The sequence below is a fragment of the Chryseobacterium sp. KLBC 52 genome (assembly GCF_003347605.1).
Classification (GTDB): domain Bacteria; phylum Bacteroidota; class Bacteroidia; order Flavobacteriales; family Weeksellaceae; genus Chryseobacterium.
In genome coordinates this window covers 78509-100438 of record NZ_QDFZ01000014.1, presented here as the reverse complement: position 1 = coordinate 100438, position 21930 = coordinate 78509, and the positions used below count along the sequence as shown (strand labels likewise).

General features: G+C 37.5%; 20 protein-coding genes. 10 read left to right on the top strand and 10 right to left on the bottom strand.

Features of this window, described 5'->3' with window-relative positions; translation table 11 throughout:
* Positions 1 to 491: 491 nt before the first annotated feature.
* The gene (locus tag DDF69_RS15550; protein WP_185144357.1) at positions 492 to 899 is read left to right on the top strand and encodes an ACT domain-containing protein; all 408 of its coding nucleotides are present in this window, start codon (positions 492 to 494) and stop codon (positions 897 to 899) included.
* A gap of 146 nt (positions 900 to 1045) precedes the next feature.
* Positions 1046 to 1993 (top strand): alpha/beta fold hydrolase, encoded by a 948-nt coding sequence (locus tag DDF69_RS15545; protein WP_114821572.1) that lies wholly within the window; start codon positions 1046 to 1048, stop codon positions 1991 to 1993.
* A gap of 209 nt (positions 1994 to 2202) precedes the next feature.
* Here DDF69_RS15545 and DDF69_RS15540 read toward each other — a convergent pair whose 3' ends face one another.
* Together DDF69_RS15540 and DDF69_RS15535 are read right to left on the bottom strand one after the other, a co-directional pair.
* A complete protein-coding gene (locus DDF69_RS15540) occupies positions 2203 to 2598 on the bottom strand; it encodes a VOC family protein (RefSeq protein WP_114821571.1) in 396 nt (131 codons plus the stop codon).
* 101 nt (positions 2599 to 2699) lie between these two features.
* Positions 2700 to 3386 (bottom strand): Crp/Fnr family transcriptional regulator, encoded by a 687-nt coding sequence (locus tag DDF69_RS15535; protein WP_114821570.1) that lies wholly within the window; start codon positions 3384 to 3386, stop codon positions 2700 to 2702.
* A gap of 397 nt (positions 3387 to 3783) precedes the next feature.
* On the opposite strand from DDF69_RS15535, the gene DDF69_RS15530 reads away from it, so the two are divergent.
* The gene (locus DDF69_RS15530) at positions 3784 to 4509 is read left to right on the top strand and encodes a YoaK family protein (protein WP_114821569.1); all 726 of its coding nucleotides are present in this window, start codon (positions 3784 to 3786) and stop codon (positions 4507 to 4509) included.
* 51 nt (positions 4510 to 4560) lie between these two features.
* Here the strand turns inward: DDF69_RS15530 and DDF69_RS15525 are convergent, their stop codons facing one another.
* The gene (locus tag DDF69_RS15525) at positions 4561 to 5379 is read right to left on the bottom strand and encodes a DUF4249 domain-containing protein (protein WP_114821568.1); all 819 of its coding nucleotides are present in this window, start codon (positions 5377 to 5379) and stop codon (positions 4561 to 4563) included.
* Positions 5380 to 5382: 3 nt separating this feature from the next.
* Positions 5383 to 7713, bottom strand: a complete 2331-nt coding sequence (locus DDF69_RS15520; RefSeq protein WP_114821567.1) for a TonB-dependent receptor — start codon at positions 7711 to 7713, stop codon at positions 5383 to 5385.
* A gap of 357 nt (positions 7714 to 8070) precedes the next feature.
* Between DDF69_RS15520 and DDF69_RS15515 the strand changes: the two genes are divergently transcribed.
* The 6 genes from DDF69_RS15515 (at position 8071) to DDF69_RS15490 (ending at position 14825) form a co-directional block, all read left to right on the top strand.
* A complete protein-coding gene (locus DDF69_RS15515; protein WP_228412014.1) occupies positions 8071 to 8721 on the top strand; it encodes a TlpA family protein disulfide reductase in 651 nt (216 codons plus the stop codon).
* Positions 8722 to 8759: 38 nt separating this feature from the next.
* Positions 8760 to 9323, top strand: coding sequence for a Crp/Fnr family transcriptional regulator (locus tag DDF69_RS15510; RefSeq protein ID WP_114821566.1), 564 nt, complete (start codon positions 8760 to 8762; stop codon positions 9321 to 9323).
* 96 nt (positions 9324 to 9419) lie between these two features.
* Positions 9420 to 9809, top strand: coding sequence for a RidA family protein (locus DDF69_RS15505; protein WP_114821565.1), 390 nt, complete (start codon positions 9420 to 9422; stop codon positions 9807 to 9809).
* A 96-nt stretch (positions 9810 to 9905) separates the two neighbouring features.
* A complete protein-coding gene (locus tag DDF69_RS15500; protein WP_114821564.1) occupies positions 9906 to 10694 on the top strand; it encodes an SDR family oxidoreductase in 789 nt (262 codons plus the stop codon).
* 225 nt (positions 10695 to 10919) lie between these two features.
* Positions 10920 to 11276: a hypothetical protein gene (locus tag DDF69_RS22110; protein WP_162800947.1), complete on the top strand. Its 357-nt coding sequence runs from the start codon at positions 10920 to 10922 to the stop codon at positions 11274 to 11276.
* A 63-nt stretch (positions 11277 to 11339) separates the two neighbouring features.
* Positions 11340 to 14825 carry a DUF2723 domain-containing protein gene (locus DDF69_RS15490; protein WP_114821562.1) on the top strand — a complete coding sequence of 1162 codons (3486 nt, stop codon included), beginning with the start codon at positions 11340 to 11342 and terminating at the stop codon, positions 14823 to 14825.
* A 325-nt stretch (positions 14826 to 15150) separates the two neighbouring features.
* On the opposite strand, the gene DDF69_RS15485 is transcribed toward DDF69_RS15490, so the two are convergent.
* From DDF69_RS15485 to DDF69_RS15460, 6 genes are all read right to left on the bottom strand, one after another.
* The gene (locus DDF69_RS15485) at positions 15151 to 17394 is read right to left on the bottom strand and encodes a nitric-oxide reductase large subunit (RefSeq protein ID WP_114821561.1); all 2244 of its coding nucleotides are present in this window, start codon (positions 17392 to 17394) and stop codon (positions 15151 to 15153) included.
* Between the two features lie 13 nt (positions 17395 to 17407).
* A complete protein-coding gene (gene ric, locus DDF69_RS15480) occupies positions 17408 to 18133 on the bottom strand; it encodes an iron-sulfur cluster repair di-iron protein (protein WP_114821560.1) in 726 nt (241 codons plus the stop codon).
* 41 nt (positions 18134 to 18174) lie between these two features.
* Entirely contained in the window at positions 18175 to 18606 is a 432-nt protein-coding gene (locus tag DDF69_RS15475; protein WP_114821559.1) for a c-type cytochrome, read from the bottom strand.
* A gap of 14 nt (positions 18607 to 18620) precedes the next feature.
* Positions 18621 to 19070, bottom strand: coding sequence for a hypothetical protein (locus DDF69_RS15470; protein WP_114821558.1), 450 nt, complete (start codon positions 19068 to 19070; stop codon positions 18621 to 18623).
* A 55-nt stretch (positions 19071 to 19125) separates the two neighbouring features.
* Positions 19126 to 19557 (bottom strand): RrF2 family transcriptional regulator, encoded by a 432-nt coding sequence (locus DDF69_RS15465; protein ID WP_079241300.1) that lies wholly within the window; start codon positions 19555 to 19557, stop codon positions 19126 to 19128.
* 102 nt (positions 19558 to 19659) lie between these two features.
* Positions 19660 to 20472, bottom strand: coding sequence for a helix-turn-helix domain-containing protein (locus DDF69_RS15460; RefSeq protein WP_114821557.1), 813 nt, complete (start codon positions 20470 to 20472; stop codon positions 19660 to 19662).
* Between the two features lie 132 nt (positions 20473 to 20604).
* Between DDF69_RS15460 and DDF69_RS15455 the strand changes: the two genes are divergently transcribed.
* A complete protein-coding gene (locus DDF69_RS15455; RefSeq protein WP_114821556.1) occupies positions 20605 to 21927 on the top strand; it encodes a TolC family protein in 1323 nt (440 codons plus the stop codon).
* Positions 21928 to 21930 lie beyond the last annotated feature (3 nt).

Below are 21930 nucleotides of genomic sequence, written 5' to 3'. Positions count from 1 at the left end.
ATATTATATTTCATCGATAAATATCTATAAGTCGGTCGATATGTATCGATGGGGTTTATAGAAGATTTTATTTGAGAATGTCGTTCCTTTGTACTGTGAAATTTGAGTAATGAAAAAGCAACTGAGAAATGCTCTTTACCTTCTGAAGCTTCACACACAAAAAACCACAGATGATTATAACTATACAAATAATAAACGGTAGTTATAGAAACACAAATGATGAAAAATTAATAAACACTGATGAAATTAAAGAAGTGTATGAATAACCTTAACCGGACTTCTTAAAAAAGCCAAATGATCAGAAAAAAACACAAACACATATAGTGAGGTTCAGTGATAGGTTACATTACAAACACAAAAAGGAGGCATTATGCTTCCTTTTGTGTTTTTGGACGAGAAAAGAATCACTATTTCAATATAGCAATTGAGTGTTTTTTTATCAAATGATAAACAAAGACTGTCATCTATGCCTTAGTTTTGCATCAAAAAAGATGTCAGGAGAAAAAGACTTAGCGGTACTGATTCAGAATATGGAACCAGTATTGAATACCGGAGAATATGTATTTTGTACTGTTGAAACCTTAGACGGAATACCGGATATAGGAAAAATCTTGTTCTTTTTTCGGGAAACTGAAGCGGTCACTATTGTTTTAGACAAAAATATAGCAGATGAATGGTCTTTAGACTATAGTTATATTTCTTCCTGGATTACCTTAAATATTCACTCTTCTCTGGAAGCGGTAGGACTTACTGCTGCTTTTGCCAATGCCTTGAAAAAGGAGAATATCAGTTGTAACGTAGTTGCTGCTTATTTTCATGATCATATTTTCGTAGCTGAAAAAGATGCTGAAAAAGCAATGGATGCCCTATACGCATTGAGATCAGCTCAGGATCTTTAAAGATTGTTTTTGAAATCTTTACTTTTGTTTTCAACTTGTAAAATGTCTAACTGAGCTGCTAAAATGTCCTGTTCATAAAGCTTGTGAGTGTTCTGCCTGTTTTTGTGTTTTATGTTTGCACCATAATCATACAAAAATAAACAACAATGAAAACAATCAGAAAAATTTCAGCCTTAAGCTTATTATGTTTAACTCTTTTTACGGTAGTGACCGTTTCCTGCACTGAAGAAAATGAGCCTCCCACGACGCAGGAGATACAAAACAGAAACCACCAAACTGCCAAAACCCAATTCATAACCGTTAAAGGAACTGCCATTGCCTACCGTGTTTTAGGAAAAGAAGACGGAGTTCCTCTGGTTCTTCTTCCGGGATTAGGCGGCTCAATGGATGATTGGGATCCTGCTGTGACTGATGGATTGGCAACAAAGTATAAAGTCATTATTTTCGATAATAAAGGAGTGGCTTCCTCAAAAGGAACAACGCCCAATACTGTTCAGGCAATGGCTGATGATGCAGTAGATTTTATTAAAGCTTTACATTATACCAAAGTGAATATCATGGGATTTTCTATGGGAGGATTTATTGCTCAGAGAATTGTATTGACTAATCCCTCACTGATCAATAAAGTGATTTTAACAGGTACAGGCCCACAGGGAGCAATCGGGTTATCTAATCTTCCCAATATTATTGCAGGAACAGCCGGATTAAGCCCGGAAGCTTCCTTCCTGAAATTTGGTTTTACAGAATCTGCTCAAAGCATTGCAGAAGGAAAAGCATCTTTCGCAAGGGTTCAGCTTAGAACTACAGATAGGGATCTTCCTTTAAGTGATGCCACTTCAAACTCGCAGTTTACCGCTGTATTGAGTTGGGCTCAGCCTAATGCCGCTGCCCTTACGGAAATTCAAAAGATTAAAAATCCGGTACTGATTGTTCATGGTGAAAACGATCTTCCGGTATCTGTTCAGAATGCAAAAAATATGGCTCAGCATTTAGACCATGCAGAACTGGTAATCTTCCCGGATTCAGGCCATGCTTCTTTCTATCAATACCATGATGCATTTGTTGGAAAAGCCATTGAATTCCTTGGGAAATAAATTACAAGAATATCAACATATTCATAAAAAAGAGGCTGTTTCAAAGGTGTCATTCTGACGAAGGAAGAATCTCATTAATAACTAAGTACATGAGATTCTTCACTACATTTCTGAACTACGTTCGCAGACTTTCAGTCTGTATTCAGAATGACATAGACCAAATTATTTGACTTTTGAGACAGCCTCTTTTGTGTTGATGGATAAAAAATCTAACTGAATTTCTTCACAGCTTCTTCACTCACAGGAGTAAAAAAGTTGATCATATTGCCATCAGGATCACAGAACAGGAGAGATCTGTTTCCCCAGGGCATTGTTGTCGGTTCCTGAATAATTCCGGAAGCTATATTTTTGATTCTTTCATACTCTTCATCGACATTGTTAACCAAAAATTCGATAATAGTTGATTTTGTTCCAGCGAAATCTGCCAGACTTTCCGAGAACATTTTCATTGTCCGGGTACTTCCGATAGCAATCGTAATAGAATCTGTAGAAAGTTCTGCAAAATCTTCCGTGTACCATGTGGCAGTTATACCCATAATCTGTTCGTAAAATGCTACAGCTGCTTTAATGTCTTTGCTGATCATTCTTAATGAGGTAAGTTTCATAAGGATACTTATTTGTTTAAACTAATTATAAGCAAAGGTAACAGGTGTTTATGACAACAGGCTGTCAGTAGAAATGGGCGATTTTTAATTTGAAAGATTTACTAATAAAAATTAGCAATATAAATTAACTGTTTAAAGTTGATGATCTGTATTTTCCGTCCTTCGGATCTGATGAGTTTTTCCTGTTTGAAATCATTGATGATACGCGCTAAAGTTTCTCTGGCCGTTCCTACCATATTGGCAAGATCCACACGGGAGAGCGTGATAAATACTTCGTCATCAGGAGCATCACTGGATTTATATTTATCATGAAGAATCAGCAGGCTGAGAGCGGCTCTTTCCCTTACGGTACGATGAGATAAAACAGCAATAAGGTTGGCCATTACACTGAATTCGTGGCTCAGAGATTTCAATAACAGTCTTGAAAGAACTGATGACTGTTCCAGAATATTCAGAAAGCTGTCTTTTGAAATAAAAGAAATAACTGAATTCTCCAGTGTTGAGGTCGTATCTCCATAAGATTCGTTGCTCAGGATCGCTGAATAGCCGAAAAATTCTCCGGAACTGTAAATGTAAATAATCTGTTCCCTTCCGTCATTATCAACCTTGTATTTCTTTATTTTACCCTCATTCAGGTAGTAAATGCCGTTAGGTTTTGTCCCGTCCGTAAATATGGGCTCATTTTTACGGTAGTTTTTGGTTTTCATTGCTCCTGTAAGCAGATTTTTGTCATACTCGGGGAGTTCATCAAAAAGATACTGATTATTGAAAATAAATTTTGAGATCATAATTTTTCTATACGGCTGTTGAATTTACGCTCAGTTTTTAACTTAAATCACATTTTAAACCCATCTATATCACAAGGTTTTTTTTCTGAACGAATTACTTTTACAAAAGTAATAAAATTGGTACTGAAATAAGAAACAGAACATTTCAGAGAGGTTTTGAAGGCATCTTCATGTCATAAACTGATCTGTTATTTGTTACGGAAAAAGTAGAATTTTACGTTAAAGGGGATTCCGTAATTCTATAAAGAACACTGGATAAATAGTTAAGCGGATATGTTTTTCACGGCTTTATGCTGACATTTCTAATTTATTTTTTTTTGCTTATTTATTTTATCCAGCTGTTTTTTTGAGTAAAATTTTAAAAAAGCACAATATACAACCCTTATAGAAATTTAGAATGTTCAGGCACAGAGGGAGAAACAGAACCTATTTTCATAATCTTAAGCTGGCATCAGCACTTTCTTTTGTTGCCGGAATAGTGAATATTGTGGGAGTATTATCTGTTAAAGTACTTACCACCAACATAACAGGGCACTTTGCCTTCTTTTCCGAAGAAATTTTACTCAGTCATTACAGCGAAGCTATTACCTATCTTGTCTTCATTATCTGTTTTCTGGGAGGAGCATTCTGTTCAAGCTTTATGGTCGAATTTTCTTCCGTACGTAAAATGTTTCGCCCGCATCTTATTCCTTTGATTACTGAAATTCTGATATTAGGTTTCGTAGGAATATCGGATGATGAGACACTGAAACTATCAATATCTCCTTATACCATTGCCGGTCTTTTGCTTTTTGCAATGGGAGTTCAGAATTCATTAGTCACAAGAGTATCACAGTCTGTGGTGAGAACGACTCATCTTACGGGATTATTTACTGATCTGGGAATAGAACTTTCAAAACTTTTCTTTAAAGAACGGGAAAATGAAAAGAGACAGCTTACAAAGAACATCACTCTTAAACTGGTGATTATTGCCTGCTTTTTTTCAGGATGCATCATTGGGGGTTTCGGGTATAGCATGATCCGTCTCAAAACATTGATGGTGACAGCAGGGTTTCTGGTTTGTGTGATCAGGTATGACAAGCTTCTGTACAGATATTATGCTTTAAAAAGGAAATTAAGATAGGCGAGAAAATAAAAAAGGATATTCCTGCCATTGGAATATCCCTTTTTTAATTTATGGAGTGGTCATCTGCTCGATGACAAAAGTTTGCGTATCTGTCGTATGGGCTGAAAAATATCCCAATGCTCCATTACTGATATTACTTGGAGGATTGGTTGGAGTTGCAGTTCCTCCATTGCCGCCTGAAATCTGAAGTAAAGCACTGTAATATGTAAATACGTTGGTATCTATAGATTGCATCTCTACATGAATTTTATCTCCTACTACCACTTCATGATCTCTGCCTTTATTCTCATCATTAGGAAGAATCAGAGGCTGTTGGTTGGGTAACCCGTTATTCACATTATCTGAAAAAGTATTCATGTACTTTTTAGTAAGATCATTGATGGTAAAACTAAAAAGGTAGCGGTTTCCTAATGGTAATGGATCTGTAAATAATGGTAAGAGGGTATACGTGGTTTTATCTCCAAATTTGAAAGAACTCTGCTGTAATCCGTCAAAATTGACCACTTCAGGCATTTTGCTCTGAGCGCTATATTGCTTTCCTTCGGATTCTACTTTCAACGTATAGGTTCTGCCAGGCTCTCCCGTGAAAGTAGTTGTTTGATAGACTCCGTTTCCTACATAATGAAGGGTTTCTGTCTGACCTGTATTATCACTTAAAATAACCTGAGCTCCGGTTACTGCCGGATACTGATTGGGTTCGGAAAACCCGACTGATTTTGTGATTTTTACTGTATAAGGTCCTGATTGATTGGTTACATTTCCTTCAATGACAATGTTTCCGCTTTGATCATTCAGGTCCAGGTCGATCTCTTTTTCACAAGAAGTTAAGGCAAGGAGAGATACTATGATATATAATGTATTTTTCATGATTTAGAATTTGAAATTATAAGTGATATTGGGTACCCAACGGAATAAAGAGGTCTGCATCGCACGGGTTGTTCCGGGACGGTCAGGATTGTCTTCAAAATTGATGGTATAGGCATTTTCTCTACCATACAGGTTGTAAATACCAAATGTCCATGAACCACGGAATCGTTTATTGGTACTTGGTTCATAAGTTGCACTCAGATCCATTCTGTGATAGGCCGGCATTCTGTCTGCATTTCTATTACTGTACTGGAATATGGTTTGCCCGTTCAGCTCATATTTTCCGGTAGGGAAAGTAACGGCATTTCCTGTGCTGTAAACAAATAGTCCTGAAAAACTCCATTTCGGATTAAGCTGATAGGTGGCAACGATAGAAAGGTCATGGGTTTTATCCATTCTGGCGTTGTACCATTCGTTATTATTGATTCCGTCAATCTTTCTTTCTGTTTTGGAAAGGGTATAGGAAATCCATCCTGTCAGTTTTCCACTTTTCTTTTTGGCAATAAGCTCCAATCCGTAAGCTCTTCCTTTTCCGAATAGCAGTTCACTTTCTACATCCGCTCCGGTATCAAAACCTATTTGAGCCCCGTTTTTGAAGTCGATCTGGTTTTTCATGTCTTTATAATAAATTTCAGCATTCAGTTCATAATTGTTATTGTTGAAATTTCTGCTGTAACCAAGACTGATCTGATCTGCAATTTCCGGTTTTACCGTGTAGCTGCTTCCTATCCACTGGTCGGTAGGATTTCCACTGTTGCTGTTGCTCAGAAGGTGAAGATTCTGGGTATTTCTGGAATAACCTCCTTTCACACTGCTGACTTCGTTGATACGGTAGTTGGCGCTAATACGTGGCTCAATATTCACATAGGTTTTCCCGAATTTTCCTTTTTCTAAGAATTTACTGTCGGTGAGCACCCCATTCTCGTAAGTATTGAATGTATCACCTCCCAATACGCTGAACATGGAGAGTCTTGCTCCATAATTAATCGTTAGCTTTTCTGTTGCTTTATAATCATCATTGATATAAACTGCATTCTCCCATGAATATCTCGGATTTCTTGCAAAGCTGCTCACTGTAGTTCCGGAAGCACTGCTCGGAGTAAGGGTATGATAAATAGACTGCAGACCAAAACGTACAGAATGTTTGTTTCCTGCAAACCAGGTAAAGTCCTGCTTAAGATTCCAGTCACGGATTTTTGAATTTAAATCAAATACGGTATCATCATTTTTCAGACTGATTTTATAATCATAATTACTGTAGATGAATGAAGTATTGGAGAATAGCTTACTGCTGATAATGCTGTTCCATCTCAAGGTTGCAGTAGTATTTCCCCAGTCTGTATTGAAAGTATCTCCCAATCCCAGAACATCTCTTCCAAAATATCCGGACAAGTAAATACGGTTGTTTTCATTGATCTGATAATTGGCTTTCAGGTTCAGATCATAGAAATATAATTTGTTGTCTTTATAATCTTTGTTGGTTTTAAGGAACAAATCCGCGTACGTTCTTCTCCCCGAAACAATGAATGAAGATTTTTCCTTCTGAATAGGGCCTTCCACACTCAATCTGCTGCTGATAAGCCCGATGCCTCCGTTGACGTTATAATCTTTGTTGTTTCCGTCTTTCATTTTAACATCTAATACAGAAGAAAGGCGGCCTCCGTATTGTGCGGGGCTGTTCCCTTTAATAATGCTCGCATCTTTCAGGGCATCACTGTTGAATGTACTGAAAAAACCAAGTAGGTGAGAGGCGTTATAAACCGGAGCTTCATCCAGTAAGATCAGGTTCTGGTCGGTAGCACCACCTCTTACACTGAACCCGCTGCTTCCTTCACCACTGCTTTTAATACCTGGTAAAAGCTGAATGGTTTTCATTACATCCTTTTCTCCAAACAGGACAGGAAGTTTTTCTATATTTTTAATGCTTAACGTTTCTGCTCCCATTTGAGCCGAAGTCAGGTTTTTATCCTTTTTAATGCCGGTTATCACCACCTCATCAATTGCTTTTGCTACAGTTTCTGCAGGAAGTAGAGGGAGATCAACTTTTATATTCTGATCTACTTTGATCTGCTGTTCGAAATCCTGATATCCAGGGTAGGAAATAATCAGGGTATAATTTCCTTCAGGTAGGGAAAGTGAGTAAAATCCATACTCATTGGCTACAACATTGATGGTAGGATCTTCACTTACTTTTACAGAGACTCCGATGAGCAGTTCACCGTTTTTTTTGTCTTTCACGGTTCCACTTACGGAATACGTTTGCTGGGCGATTGCCAGGGTACTGAAACAGAGCGCAGCGGTGGCCGCGGTGATTTTTAAAAAGGATGTTTGCATTAGTTTATTTTAAAGTAGTAGATCTCTTGTATAGGAATTAATGTTTAATTGATGTATGATTAGTGAGATGAATAGGGGATTTGTTACACGTAACAATTTAATTATGAAATAAATCCGGTGAAAAAACAGCTTTCCGGAAATGGTAAAAGCAAGGATAAAATAAGATGGTTACATAAACAATAATATTATGCATTGTATATTGATTTATTGTTGTTTTTCTGTTGTTTTTGTTGAAAAATAAATTATTAACGGGTGTTAAGCGAATTTTATTACTGTTAACGTGAAGTTTTCAGTGTAATACTGCTAGAATCCTGAGATGTAAGGGAATTTTGTTTTAAAAACAATCTTTCCTGTCTTTTGATCAAAATATTAATCCTATATTGGCTGGGAATTAAGCAGGAGAATATGGAAAATCTGAAAATCTGGCTAAGAAAAAATGCCTCTACAGCAGTACTTACAGTATTGTTTATTATCATTTTGGTGAATAAAGATGCAAAGGCATGGCTGATGAGGCAGGTGGCTTCCACAGGAATTCTCAATTCCAGTATATCAGAACCCAAAGAAACCCGGAATAATGCTGCTAAGGTTTCCTATGCCGGATTGATGCTGAAAAGTGAGGATGGAAAGATTATAGATGCTTCTGCATTACAGAATAAAGTGGTATTCATTAATTTTTGGGCCTCCTGGTGTCCTCCGTGTCGTGCCGAGTTTCCGTCTGTTCAGAAACTGTATGATCGGTACAAAAACAATCCGGATGTGGTATTTCTTACTGTAAATCTTGATGATACTCCTGCTCCTGGAAAATCTTATTTAAAAGAAAAAGGCTTTACCATTCCTTTTCTTACACCGGCTGGAAATATCCCCGATGTATTGTATAGTGGTTCATTGCCAACGACTGTTGTATTAGATAAAAAAGGAGAGATCCGTCTGCATCATAAAGGATTGGCAGATTATAGTAAAGATTCATTTTATAAACAGATTGATCAGCTTTTAAAACAAAATCCTTAGCTATTTAAATCGTATTTTTAAATCATAAGAAACAGAATATGATGCAACAGCTAAGAACACACATCGAAAAAATAATTCCCCTTAACGATGATGAATTTGAGTTCATATCATCCTGTTTTACCTATAAAAAATATAAGAAACATCAGTTTTTAATACAGGAAGGAGAAACTGTTCCTTACAACTATTTTGTATTGAAAGGTCTTTTGAAGCTCGTTTATACAGACGAAACAGGAAAAGAACATATTATAGGATTTGCCATGGAAGACTGGTGGGAAACAGACTTTCCAGCTTACTATCAGCAGGCCACAGCAACCATGTCTTTGGAGTGCATTGAAGATACAGAAGTCTTATGCATTAAGCTGGATGATTATAAAAAACTCTGTGCACAGCTTCCGAAACTGGAACATTTCTTTCTTGAAAAAGCCTATATGGGTTTTATTACAGCGCAGCAGCGTACCGTTTCCATGATGACAACCGGAATAAAGGAAAGGTATGACCAGCTTTTGAAAAAATATCCTTCGCTGGTTCAACGGGTTCCAAAATCTCTTCTGGCTGCTTATTTAGGTGTATCCAGAGAAACATTGAGCCGCCTGCCTCTATAGAATTGTGATGACACTCACAGAATAATTGTGATCCGGATCACACGGATTTGAAGCCTCAGTTCTGCAATTTTGTATGGTAATTCTAAATTCAAAACAATGGAAAAAAGAACGGTTAATCCTTGGAAATGGCAGAATGAAAGAAGCTATTCACAGGCGGTAGAGGTAAAAAATGTGCAAAGTACTTTATATTGCTCGGGACAGGCAGCTATTGATCCTGATGGAACATCCAGTACTCAGGATATGAAATCACAACTGGAACAGGCTATTGCCAATCTGGAAGAAGTGATCCGTTCAGCAGGCTTTGAATGTAACGGTATTGTAAGATTAAATATCTACACAACTTCTACCGAAGAGCTATGGCCTCATTTTCCTATTCTTCAGGAATGGATTGCCAGACATCAGATTCAGCAGGCTGTAACAATGCTTGAAGTAAAAGGTTTGTTTGAAACTTTAAAAGTAGAACTTGAGGCTACAGTTGTAAAATAAATGAGAAATAACCCTTAAAAAAATAAACCTTCAAAATATAAGTTGGAGGTTTTTTCTTACATTTATCCTATACCAATTTGTATATCCAAAGATCATATGAATATTCAACTTTTTTCAAAAAATGCTTTAGTAGGGGGAGCAACCCAGGGAATCGGTGCCGGAATTGCCATTGAACTGGCAAAATGTGGCGCTAATGTTACCGTTATGTCCCGCAATGAAACAAAACTTAAAGACTTCGTTGATGCGCTACCGGTCATCAATCCTGATCAGAAACATGGATACCTGGTTGCAGATTTTTCAGATTTTGAAAGTTATAAGACAATTATAGCAGGATTTTTTAATGATTATTCGATAGATATTCTGGTGAATAATACCAATGGTCCGGAACCTGGTTTAGCACTGGATAAAAATGCAGATGATTATCAGAAAGCATTTGACCTTCTCTTTAAAACTGTTTGCGAAACAACATTATTGGCTTTACCGCATATGATTCAACAGAAAAAAGGAAGAATCATCAATGTTTCATCGCTTTCAGTAAAAGAACCGATTGGAAATCTGGCCTTGTCCAATTCTATCCGTTCTGCAGTAATCGCTTGGGCAAAAACCCTTTCCAATGAAATTGCACAGCATAATATCACAGTAAATAATGTCTTAACCGGATATTTTGATACGGAAAGAATTCAAAAACTGGTAGCTCATGAGGCCCAGCAAACTGGTGCAAAAGAAGAAGAAATAAAAAAGGCGAGGGAAAATAAAATTCCGATGAAAAGATTCGGACAGCCTGAGGAATATGGCCATCTGGTGGCTTTTCTGGCTTCGGAATATTCAAATTATCTTACCGGAACAAGTATTCCTTTGGATGGAGGATTGAATAATACGTATTAACCCGATTGATGAGAATGTGACATGAAAGTGTTAATTAAATATGGAACTGTAATTTTACTTTTCTTACTTCTTATTCATTATACTCATACCTATTATGATTTTACGGCGTCAAATTCTAACATCATTATTCTTCCTTTAGTAACAGGGCTCATATTTGTCAATTTTATTCTGATTTATATTTATGAATCAAAAAATAAAGAGAAGCATAAAGTCACAAATTTATTATTGATTTTTTTAGTTGCTTTTTTTGGAATAAACCTTTATTTGAATAGTGTTCAATCCGAAAAGGAAGTAAAATATTCAGGTTATATTTCTCCTGACCCACAGTTGAAATCTAATGGATATGAAATTAAATTATACAAAGACAAAACCTACAGGATCAATGAATACTGGCATGGTGAAAGCCGGCATTATTTTGGAAAATATGAGTTTGAAAATAATCTACTGACTTTACATGATGAAAGGATTTCAGAAAAAACTGAAGAACTACTGACTTCAAAATACAAATATAATAGCATTAAAAAGTATTTTGAACCTATAGATAAAGGTTTTCCAAAGTTGAAATTGAAAAATAAAGAATAAATTTCACAATTCATGTAATAAACCCTTTTCTCCAGTTGTCATATACATATTGGAAAATATGATATGAAAAACTGGTCTTTTAAAAAATGGAACACCGTACTGGGATGGTTCCTTTTCGCTATTGCGCTTATTACTTATCTTTCGACGATAGAACATTCCTTGAGTTTCTGGGACTGCGGAGAATATATTTCTTCAGCCGTGAAACTGGAGGTAACCCATGCACCGGGAGCTGCTTTATTCCAGATTATGGGAGCGGTAGCAAGTATTTTTGCATTAGGGAATGCAGAACATTATTCTATTGTTATCAATGCGATGTCGGCGTTATTCAGTGCATTTACGATCCTGTTTCTGTTCTGGACAATTACCCATTTTTTTAAAAGGCTTTTAAATAAAGATGTTGAAGAAATTACAAAACATCAGGAAATCTCAATTCTGTTTGCCGGAGTGATTGGAGCTTTATGCTTTACATTTTCAGATACCTTCTGGTTTTCAGCCGTAGAGGGAGAAGTATACGCGATGGCTTCCATGTTTATTGCTTTGCTGGTCTGGCTCATCACCAAATGGGAAAATGAATATAAAGCAGTCGACAACGAGAGATGGATCATTCTTATTTTCTTTATCATAGGGCTTTCCGTTGGAGTGCATATGATGTGTATGCTGGCTATTCCGGCCATATGTCTGGTGTATTATGCCAGAAATTATACTTTTTCGTGGAAGAGTTTTATAGTGGCCAATTTGGTTACGCTGGGAATTCTTGCCTTCGTATTCAAGATGATTTTCCCTTTGATCATGACCATGTTTGGAAAGCTTGAAATTTTCTTCGTGAACGGGCTGGGACTTCCTTTCCATTCAGGGACCATTGTGGCATTTGTTTTCATGACCATCATAAGTTATCTTCTGATTAAATATGCGGGAAAAACAAAAAGAAAACTCTATCAGACTGTTGTTTTATCTCTGGTCTATATGATCATCGGGTTTTCATGCTGGCTGGTGATTCCGATAAGAGCCAACGCCAATCCTCCGATGAACCTTAACGATCCTGATACAGCCATTGGGATGAGAGATTATTACAACAGAGTGCAATATGGTGACTGGCCTACCATTTACGGACAGAATTATACCGCATTTCTTGATAAAAACGGGCTGGAAAAAGATGAAGACGGAAGCTACAAAAGAGACATCACCGGAGATATTTACGAAAAAGATGAAAAAACCGGAACTTACAGAAAAACGGGGGAGAGATTCAACTATGTTTTCAATAAATCTCACATCAGCTTCATGCCGAGGATGTTCAATGAAGATAAAGAGGTAACCGCCAATTATATTTCTTTATATGGAGCGCCTGATTTTACTTTTAATTATGACAATGAAGATGTTGCAGACAATCCGGAAGCGAAAAGGATTTTCGAAGAACTGAGAGCAAAATATGAAGGAGACTCCATCACGGCAGAAGATTATCTGAAAGTGAAGCCTTATGATCTTATCAAGGTGCAACGTCCATCCTTCGCTCAGAATATGGATTATTTTATATCATTTCAGAATGGATATTACTTTGTAAGATATCTGATGTGGAACTTCGTAGGAAGGCAGAATGATCTTCAGGGACACATGGAAAATACCAATGGAAACTGGATATCAGGATTTTCTTTTATTGATAATGCTTTATGGGGAGATCAGGATCATATGCCTGCCAAATTTAAAAATGAAAGTACCGTAACGTTTTTCTTTTTGCCGCTAATTTTAGGATTAATCGGCTTCTTTTTCCAGCTCAACAGAGATTTTGGAAGATTTTATGCGACGCTTTCGCTGTTTGTTCTGACAAGTATGGGAATTGTTTTCTACACCGGAGTAAAGCCATTTGAAGTAAGGGAAAGAGATTATGCCATGGTAGGTTCATTTTATGCCTTTGCCATCTGGATTGGTCTGGGAGCAGGAGCTATACTTTGGCTGATTCAGTCTAAGGTTAAATCCAATGCCGCCAACATTGTTCTGGGAACTATTTTATTAGGAATTCCTTTGATGATGGGGTTTCAGAATTACACTTCGCATGACAGAAGCAAGAAGACAGCAGCCCGTGATTATGCCTATTCATTGTTAAGGTCGTTGCCGAAAGATGATATTATTTTCATTTATGGTGATAATGATACCTTTCCGGTATGGGCGATTCAGGAAACAGAAAGATTCAGGGATGATGTGAAGACGGTGAACTTTACCCTTTTAGCCACTCCATGGAATATTGATCAGGTGAAAAGAAGAACTTACAATGCGAAGGGCATTCCGGGTGAATTAACGCATGAAGAATATAGAGATGGGGTAAATGATCAGGTATATCTGATGAAAAAAGAAGATTGGGAAGGGCTTTTCCAGATGCTGAAAGAACAGGGGGCTCCAGACACTGCTTTCCAGGAATTCAGAAAATATCTGACCCAGGATTCACTGACCCTGAAAGATGCTATGAAATTTCTGAAATTGAAATCTTCTGATAAAGATGAATTGCTGAAGATGTATTTCGGAGAAAAACAATATGAAAAATACAATATTCTTCCGGTGAGTAAATTTATTCTTCCTGTAAATAAAGAAAATGCTGTGAAATCGGGGATCATTACTCAGGCAGATCTTCCACAAGCTGTAGATCAGATCACGATTAATTATGAAGCCAATACGCTTTATAAAAGTAATCTGATGATGTTGGATATGCTGGCTAATTTCGATTGGAAACGCGCGATCAATTTCTCTTCAGGCGGAATGTATGACAGTGAAAATATTTTTTATCTGGATGAATATCTTCAGTTTGACGGTTTCAGCTACAGACTGGTTCCTATTCATACTCCGCAGAGTCCGGATGGAGACAAAGGAAGGGTAGATGCGAACTCTCTTTATCATGTGGTGAAAAACTTCAGATGGGGAAATTTTAAAGATCAGAGTATTTATTACGATGAAACGGCTACGTCAAATATCTTAGGCTACAGAATGTCTGTCAGCAGGGCAGTGTCCGCATTGGTTGTCAATGGACAGAAAGCCAAAGCTTTAGAATTACTGGATCTTGCTGCAAAAGAAATTCCGGCGGAGAAATATAATGATCCGCGTTCATTAAGTGCGATGGTTACCGGATATATTGTTGCAGGACAAGAGCAAAAAGGTCTTCAGCTGGCAGAAATGCTCAAAAAAGGAATATTTGAAGAATATGATTATTACCACAATCTTTCCCCTTCATTTAAACCAATGGCGAAAAGACAGATGAGGTCTAAACCGATGGAATATGCACTTGTTGTGGCAGCCGTTACAGATGCCTACAAGACTTTGGGGCAGAAAGAAAAAGCCCATGCATATCTTTTAAAATCGATGGAGCCTATTGATAAGAAATTCAGTGTTTTTATCAAAGGACTTCAACAGATGGGCAAAGAAAAAGCAGGGAAGGAAGCTGAAAATGTACGGCAGATTGCTCCTTTTTATCAGTATTTATTCAATGTTATGGAACCTTTTGATTCCACATATTCAAGAAAAAAAGAAATTGAAATCACAAATGCGATGATGAAAGTGACACAGTAAAACTTAAATAAAAGCCTTTAAATATTTAATTTAAAGGCTTTTTTAATATAAATCAGAATGAATGAATAAAATCTCATTTTATAAACGCAAAGTTTTATTTATAATTCTTATGATTTTAAAGGAGCAAAGAGGTTTGATCAATTTCATTGATCATTTTTAAGCGAATGTATTACCATAAGGCTTCATCCGCGACAAAGTCGCTCTTCTTCGCTTCCTTAAATAAGCATAATGATATTATTCCTTTGCGTTAAAAATTAAATTGAAGTAATGTAAAAATCATCAAATTTAAAAGATTAAAAATTCTATGAGATTTGAACCATTCATACTATCGTTTTTCTTTCAACGACCATCCAAATTTCAGTCCGATAATGAAAACTACTAAAAGCAGTTCCCCGGCAGCCAGCAAAATATCTCCCGGCACACGCATCCATCTCAGAAAATGCATAATGTCCGTCTGCATGAACTCTGCAGAACGTGCATACCAATAACCTTCTTTTATAGAGGCAACAGACTGCATGATGCCTATTGGAAGAAGACTGATGGTTACCATCACCAGTAATCCGATATTAATCATCCAGAAAGCCCAGCCAATTAATTTATCGTTCCACTGACGGTCTGGATAAAGTCCTCGCAAAACAAACATCATTAATCCGATTCCCAGAATTCCATAAACTCCGAACAAGGCTGCATGACCATGTACCGCAGTGGTATTCAATCCCTGGATATAGTACAATGCAATAGGAGGATTGATGGCAAACCCGAAGATCCCTGCACCAAGGAAATTCCAGAAACACATGGCAATGAAACAATAGATAGGCCATTTGTAAGCCTGAATCCATGGGGTTGATTTACTCAGTTGATAATTTTGGTAGGCTTCAAAGCCTATCAGAACAAGCGGAACAATTTCAAGCGCACTGAAAGTAGCTCCTAAAGCCAACACAGCGGTAGGAGTAGCACTGAAGTACAAATGGTGGAATGTCCCCAGAATTCCTCCGCCAAGAAAGATAATAGTAGAAAATAAAACAGCACTGGTGGCAGATTTCAGCCTTAATAATCCCAGTCTTGTAAATAAAAATGCAGCCACTACCGTTGCAAAAACTTCAAAAAATCCTTCTACCCAAAGATGAACAACCCACCATCTCCAGTATTCGGCAATGGCCATATGAGTTTGTCTTCCATACATTAATCCTGCTCCATAAAATAACGCAATGGCTACAGATGAAAGGGTAAATAAGGTCAGCAAATGACGGTCTCCGTCTTTGCGTCTTAAAGCGGGAAGTAATGCTCGGACCATTAAAACCAACCAGAGAATGAGCCCTATAAGCAGTAAGATCTGCCATACCCTTCCCAGTTCTACATATTCATATCCCTGATGTCCCCAAAGAAAATTATCCACCAGTCCAAGCTTTTGCATCACACCAAGCCATTGTCCGGTTAATGATCCCAGCACAACAATCAATAAAGCTCCGAATAATACATTCACTCCCAGTTTCTGGTATTTCGGTTCATGTCCTGAAACTGCAGGAGCTATATAAAGTCCTGTGGCCAGCCATGAGGTGGCAATCCAGAATATTGCTAGCTGTACATGCCAGCTTCTGGAAACCGACTGTGGTAAAAACTGGTCCAGGGGAATCCCATAAAATCCGCTTCCTTCCACACCGTAATGGGCTGTAACTACACCGGCAAGCATTTGAACAAGGATCAGCAGTGCAACGACCCAAATGTATTTCAACGTGGCTTTCATAGAAGGGGTAGGTTTCATATTGCGAAGAGGATCTTCGAGCGGTAGTGCTTCACTGATTTCTTCCTCTTTGTTTCTGGCATGATAAAATACCAAAAGGCCTACCGAACCTAATAAAAGTAATATGCTGAACCCTGACCATAAATGCAGTGAAGGGGGAGGAACGTTTCCAACCGATTCATCATGCGGCCAGTTATTGGTATAGGTCACATCATCTCCAGGTCTTTCTGTGATGCAAACCCATGTACTCCAAGCAAAGAAAGCATTCATTTTAGCCATTCTTCCCGTGTCTTTGATGGTATTCTCAGGAATGGCGTACTGGTCACGAAGTTTTGCCATGGAAGCATCATTCATGAATAATTTTGAATAATACTGTGCAAGCTGTTTCTGCACTTCCGCCCGCTCCGGGGAAAAAACAATTTCATTTTTACTTTCATTAAAAGTATTGGTACGAAGTTCTTTTTTCAGCAATACCTGATATTTGGCCTGTTCTACATCCGGAAGTTCTTTGTAAACTTTGCAATCCTTTTTCGCCAGTTCATCAAGCAGAAGAACAGATTCCCGGTGAAGGTAATCGGCCGTCCAGTCCGGAGCAATATAGGCACCATGTCCCCAGATACTTCCTACCGTTTGTCCACCAATAGACTGCCAGACGTTCTGTCCGTCTTTAATATCCTGTGCGGTTGCAATCACCGTTCCGTCTGTGCTGATTATTTTGTCCGGAATGGGTGGGATTTTCCTGTAAATTTCAGTTCCATAGAAGATAAGAACCGCAAACGAAGCAATCATTACTACAGCAAGCCATATCCAAAGTTTTTTAGGTGTCATTCTGTATTAATTTTTAAGATTCAACGGTAAATTCTTTCTCCAGTCGGATCGCTTTGGGGAAAAGGATATTGTTCTCAAGGTGGATGTGTTGATGCAGGTCATTTTCGAAATCCTGAAGCATGGCAAAAGCTACTTTATAAGTATTGCAGGCATCTTCAGGCGGAAGATATTCGTTGGTGATTTCTGCAATCCTTCTGAAGCGGTCTCCTTCTATGGTGTGATCATGTTCCATCATATGAACCGGATTTTCTACGGTTCCAAAATGAGGCTTTGGAAGAGAACCTCCGGATATTTTAGCCTTTACCATATTTTTTACAAACGGGAACAGAATGAGTTCTTCTTTTTTCATATGGGCAGCCAGATTGTGTGCTGATTCATTAAATAAAGAATTGATTTCAAACAGTTCCGGATGTCTTCCTCCATGTACTTTGCACAATTTATCAAGAAATGCCTGCAAAACAGAAGTTTTTTCTTCTACATAGCGGTGATGGGTTTTCTCAATATAATCTGTCAGAAGGTCCAGAGGCCAGCTGTTGAAATCGATTGAAGTACCTTCATTTTTTGGAAGCGCTTCCAGTTCTTCATAAATTTTTTCAGGAGCAAGTTTCTTATTACTGCATGCTTCTTCGATGGTTCTTCCACCTTTACAGCAGAAATCAATGCCATGTCTTTTAAAAATTGCGGCTGTTCTGAAATCTTCAGCCACCATATTTCCTATAAAGTCTGTTCTTGTATTCATAATATAATACTTTTTTGTCTTTTATTATTTTAAATTTTTTTTTACTGTTTTCTGAGTGATAAAATATATTTTACCATCTGTTGGGCATTCTCTTTACTCAATCCTGCATGAGGAGTCATTGGGATTTCGCCCCAATTGCCTTTACCACCGTCAATGATTTTCTGTGCCAGCATATCAAGATCAGCATCCGTATATTTTGCAGCAACTTCCTGATAAGAAGGGCCTATTAATTTTGAATCTATTTTGTGACAGGTAAGGCAATCTGTTCCTTCAATTAACTTCAATCCTTCGTGCTTTGACCCATCATTGGAAGCTGAAACTTCAGGGACTTTTTCTACTGGCTGTGGTTGGACGACCTGTTGTTCAGAATATGGCACAGCTTGAGGAATGGGAGTTGTTTCCGGTTTGGAACAGGAAAATAATAATGTGGCTAAAGCTAATGCAATAATGGTATTTTGAACGGGTGTTTTCATAATGAATAGTGTTATTATTGAACCGTATTTCTTTTGAATTGTAAAATGATTGCTGTGATGAGCATTAATGCTTTCGCGGTTTCAGCATAAATAAAATAGTCGTGGAGTGGAGTTGGAGATAGTGTTTTTCCTGACGAAAGTAAATCGACACGAGAATCCAATACGGGCAACATCCAGAACTGTTCTATAGCAAGTATGAAAAATAAAACAGCCTGAATGATAAAGTCAGTTTTAGTGTAATTTTTCCAGCTGATGAGCATCAGAATCAGTATTACAATAAGAAATCCCCATTGTATTTTTGAAGAGAGTCCAAACATGAGTTTTCCTAATCCTAATGCAGTCTGAAGGGTGATTCCCTGAACCTGAAACTTCAAAGGTGTCTCCAGGAAGCTTATAGTCAGAAACATTCCGGTCATCAGGCACAGCAGCATCAGCACTAAAGGATTTTTGAGTTCTAATTTCATTTTTAATTTATTTAATATTAAAAGATCTTTTTATCTTTTATTTATTTAAATTTTTTTAAGCCCTCAAATGAGTAAGCTGTAAGTCCAGATTATCAACAAACATTTGAATTTTTGAGGTTTCAAGCATGATTCGAAGATCCTGTCGGATACTTTTGAACTGATCATGAAGCGGGCACGGATGCGTTTCCGAACACTGATCAAGTCCAAGTCCGCAGCCGGTAAAAAGTTTGTCTCCGTCAATTTCTCTGACAATATCGGCAATGGAGGTATTCAGATTTTTCTGATCCATATAGAAACCTCCGTTCGGACCTTTGGCAGATTGTACAAATCCTTTTCTGCTCAGATCCTGCAAAATTTTAGCAATAAAATGCTCCGGTGAATGGATGCTTTTTGAAATGTCCTTAATCCCGACCCTGCTGTCATTTTTAGACTGCTGGGCAATATAGATCAAAGCTCTTAAAGCATATTCGCACGTTTTTGAAAACATTTTACTGAATTTTATGGGACAAATATAGAAAGATATTTTTAATAAAAGATAAATTAGTCTTTTATTTTTTTCTGAATCTGATGAAGATCATCTATCATGGGTTTAATTCATCATATTTTGAGTCGCTTTATTACTCTTTCTAAGATCTGATGGTCGTGATTGGGTAAACTCATGAAAAGTATCACTGAAGGCGCTGATAGAGCTGTAGCCCACATCATCGGCAATTTCATTGATGGGTTTGTCTGTATTTAAAAGCAATTCAATCGCTTTGATGATTCTTAATGTTTTTAAATACTGGAGGAAAGAAATATCCATATCTGCTTTGAAAAGCCGCGAAAGAGAACGCTCACTCAAACCAAATCTGCTGCTGACGTTGGACAGGGTCAATTTTTCCCCGATATTCCATTCCAGATAAGATACAATTTTCATCATCTGTTTGTTGTGGGTGGCGGGGAGGATGATGGGCAAGGGCTGTTTGTGAGTTTTTGGGAGGATTTTTTTTAAAGCCACTAAAAATTCAAAATTTTCATCTTTTGCCGTTACATGCTTTTCATCCCAGATTTCAGAATATTTGATCATCTGGATCAGAAGTTCTGACGCAGGATAAATGCCCAGTCTGCTGTAGAAAGGATCTGAGACATCATCATGAGCATAGAAATAAAGAGAACGGAGAACCGTTGCTGTATGTCCGATCTCTAAAATATGTTCCATTCCCTGCGGAATCCAGAAGAAATGTCTTGCCGGAACCACATAGGTCCTGTTGTCAATCGTAATATAGGCGATACCACCTTCCACATAGCTCAGTTGTCCTTTCGTATGTTTGTGAAAAGGAATCAGTTTTTCTGATTTTTCGTGCATAACAAATACACTTTTATCGTCTTTATCAATGTCCGGAAGTGCAGCAATTAATCCCATAAAAAATTTTAAAATCCCAAAGAAAATACAAATATAATCATTTGGCCGGAATCATGTAAAAGTTGACTATTTTAGGTAAATAAAATTTCCGGATTGCCAATAAATTTGCAGTGCAATAATTCAAAAATTCAAATGAAAATTTATGTCGCCGGATTGCTGATTTTTGGAATTTCCTCCACTATATCAGCTCAGACCGGCAGTCCAACAAAGGATACCATACGACTCTCCCTAAAAGACGCATGGCAAAAAGCGGAAGAAAACAGCCGTCATATCAGAATCAATATCATTAATGTAGACATTGCCGAAGCCGAAGTAAAAGATGCCAAAAGAGAGCGTCTCCCGGAAATAGAAGTCAAAGGTTCTGCAGAAAAAGCGTCCAACATTCCCATCTATGAAAACGGAATTTTTTCCAAACCAACACAGCATGAAGTTATTCATACGCTGTACAGAGCCGGAGCAGATTTTTACCTTAACATTTACAGTGGAAATAAGCTGAATCTTAAGATTAAGGAAAATCAGACCCTTCAGAAAATTAAGGATATTCAGAAAGAACAGTCCGTTTCTGATATTCATTACAAAACTGCAGCTCTTTATCTTGAATTACAGAAAACATTAATCTTCAGAGACCTTATCAAACAGGACATCACTGATCAGAAGACACAGCTTAAAGAAATACAGACTCTTTATAAAAATGGAGTGGTTTTAAAAAGTGATGTTTTAAGGATCGAACTGGAACTTTCCAAAAGAAAAATGGCTCTGGTGACCATAGAAAATGATATCCTCATCGCCATGCAGAAACTGAATATTATTCTTGGAATTCCGGATGAGCAGATTGTCATCCCTGACGCACCGCTTAATCAGTGGAATGAAAATACAACTTATAATGAGTATCTCAAGCTGGCACTGGATCATTCTTTTGATTACCATGTTTCTGAACAGCAGACAGCGCTTAGTATAATCAAACTGAAACAGGTAAAAGCCAATGTAAGACCTAAAATAGGGATGTATGGTGAATTTTATTATGCCAATCCGCAGATTTTCCTTTATCCCTATAATCCTTATTGGTATTCACTGGGAATCGTTGGAATTAAAGCATCGTTTTCTATCTCTTCCCTTTACCATAACACCCATAAAGTAAAGGCTGCCCAGCTGGAGTTTGAGAAAGAAGAAGAAGTACACAAAGATACGGAAGATAAAGTGAGACAACAGGTGAAAGAAGCTTATCTGCGTTACCAGGAAGCTTTGGAACAGATAAAAGTGGCAGAAGCCAATGTTGCGCAGGCAAAGGAAAATGCACGTATTATCAAAAATACTTATTTCAGCCAGACTTCTCTTATTACAGAATTGCTGGATGCAGATATACAGCTGCTTCAGACAAAATTTGAACTGGAAGCTGCCAAAATTATGGCCCAGAACAATTATTATTTACTACAAAACATTACAGGCGTTTTATAATAC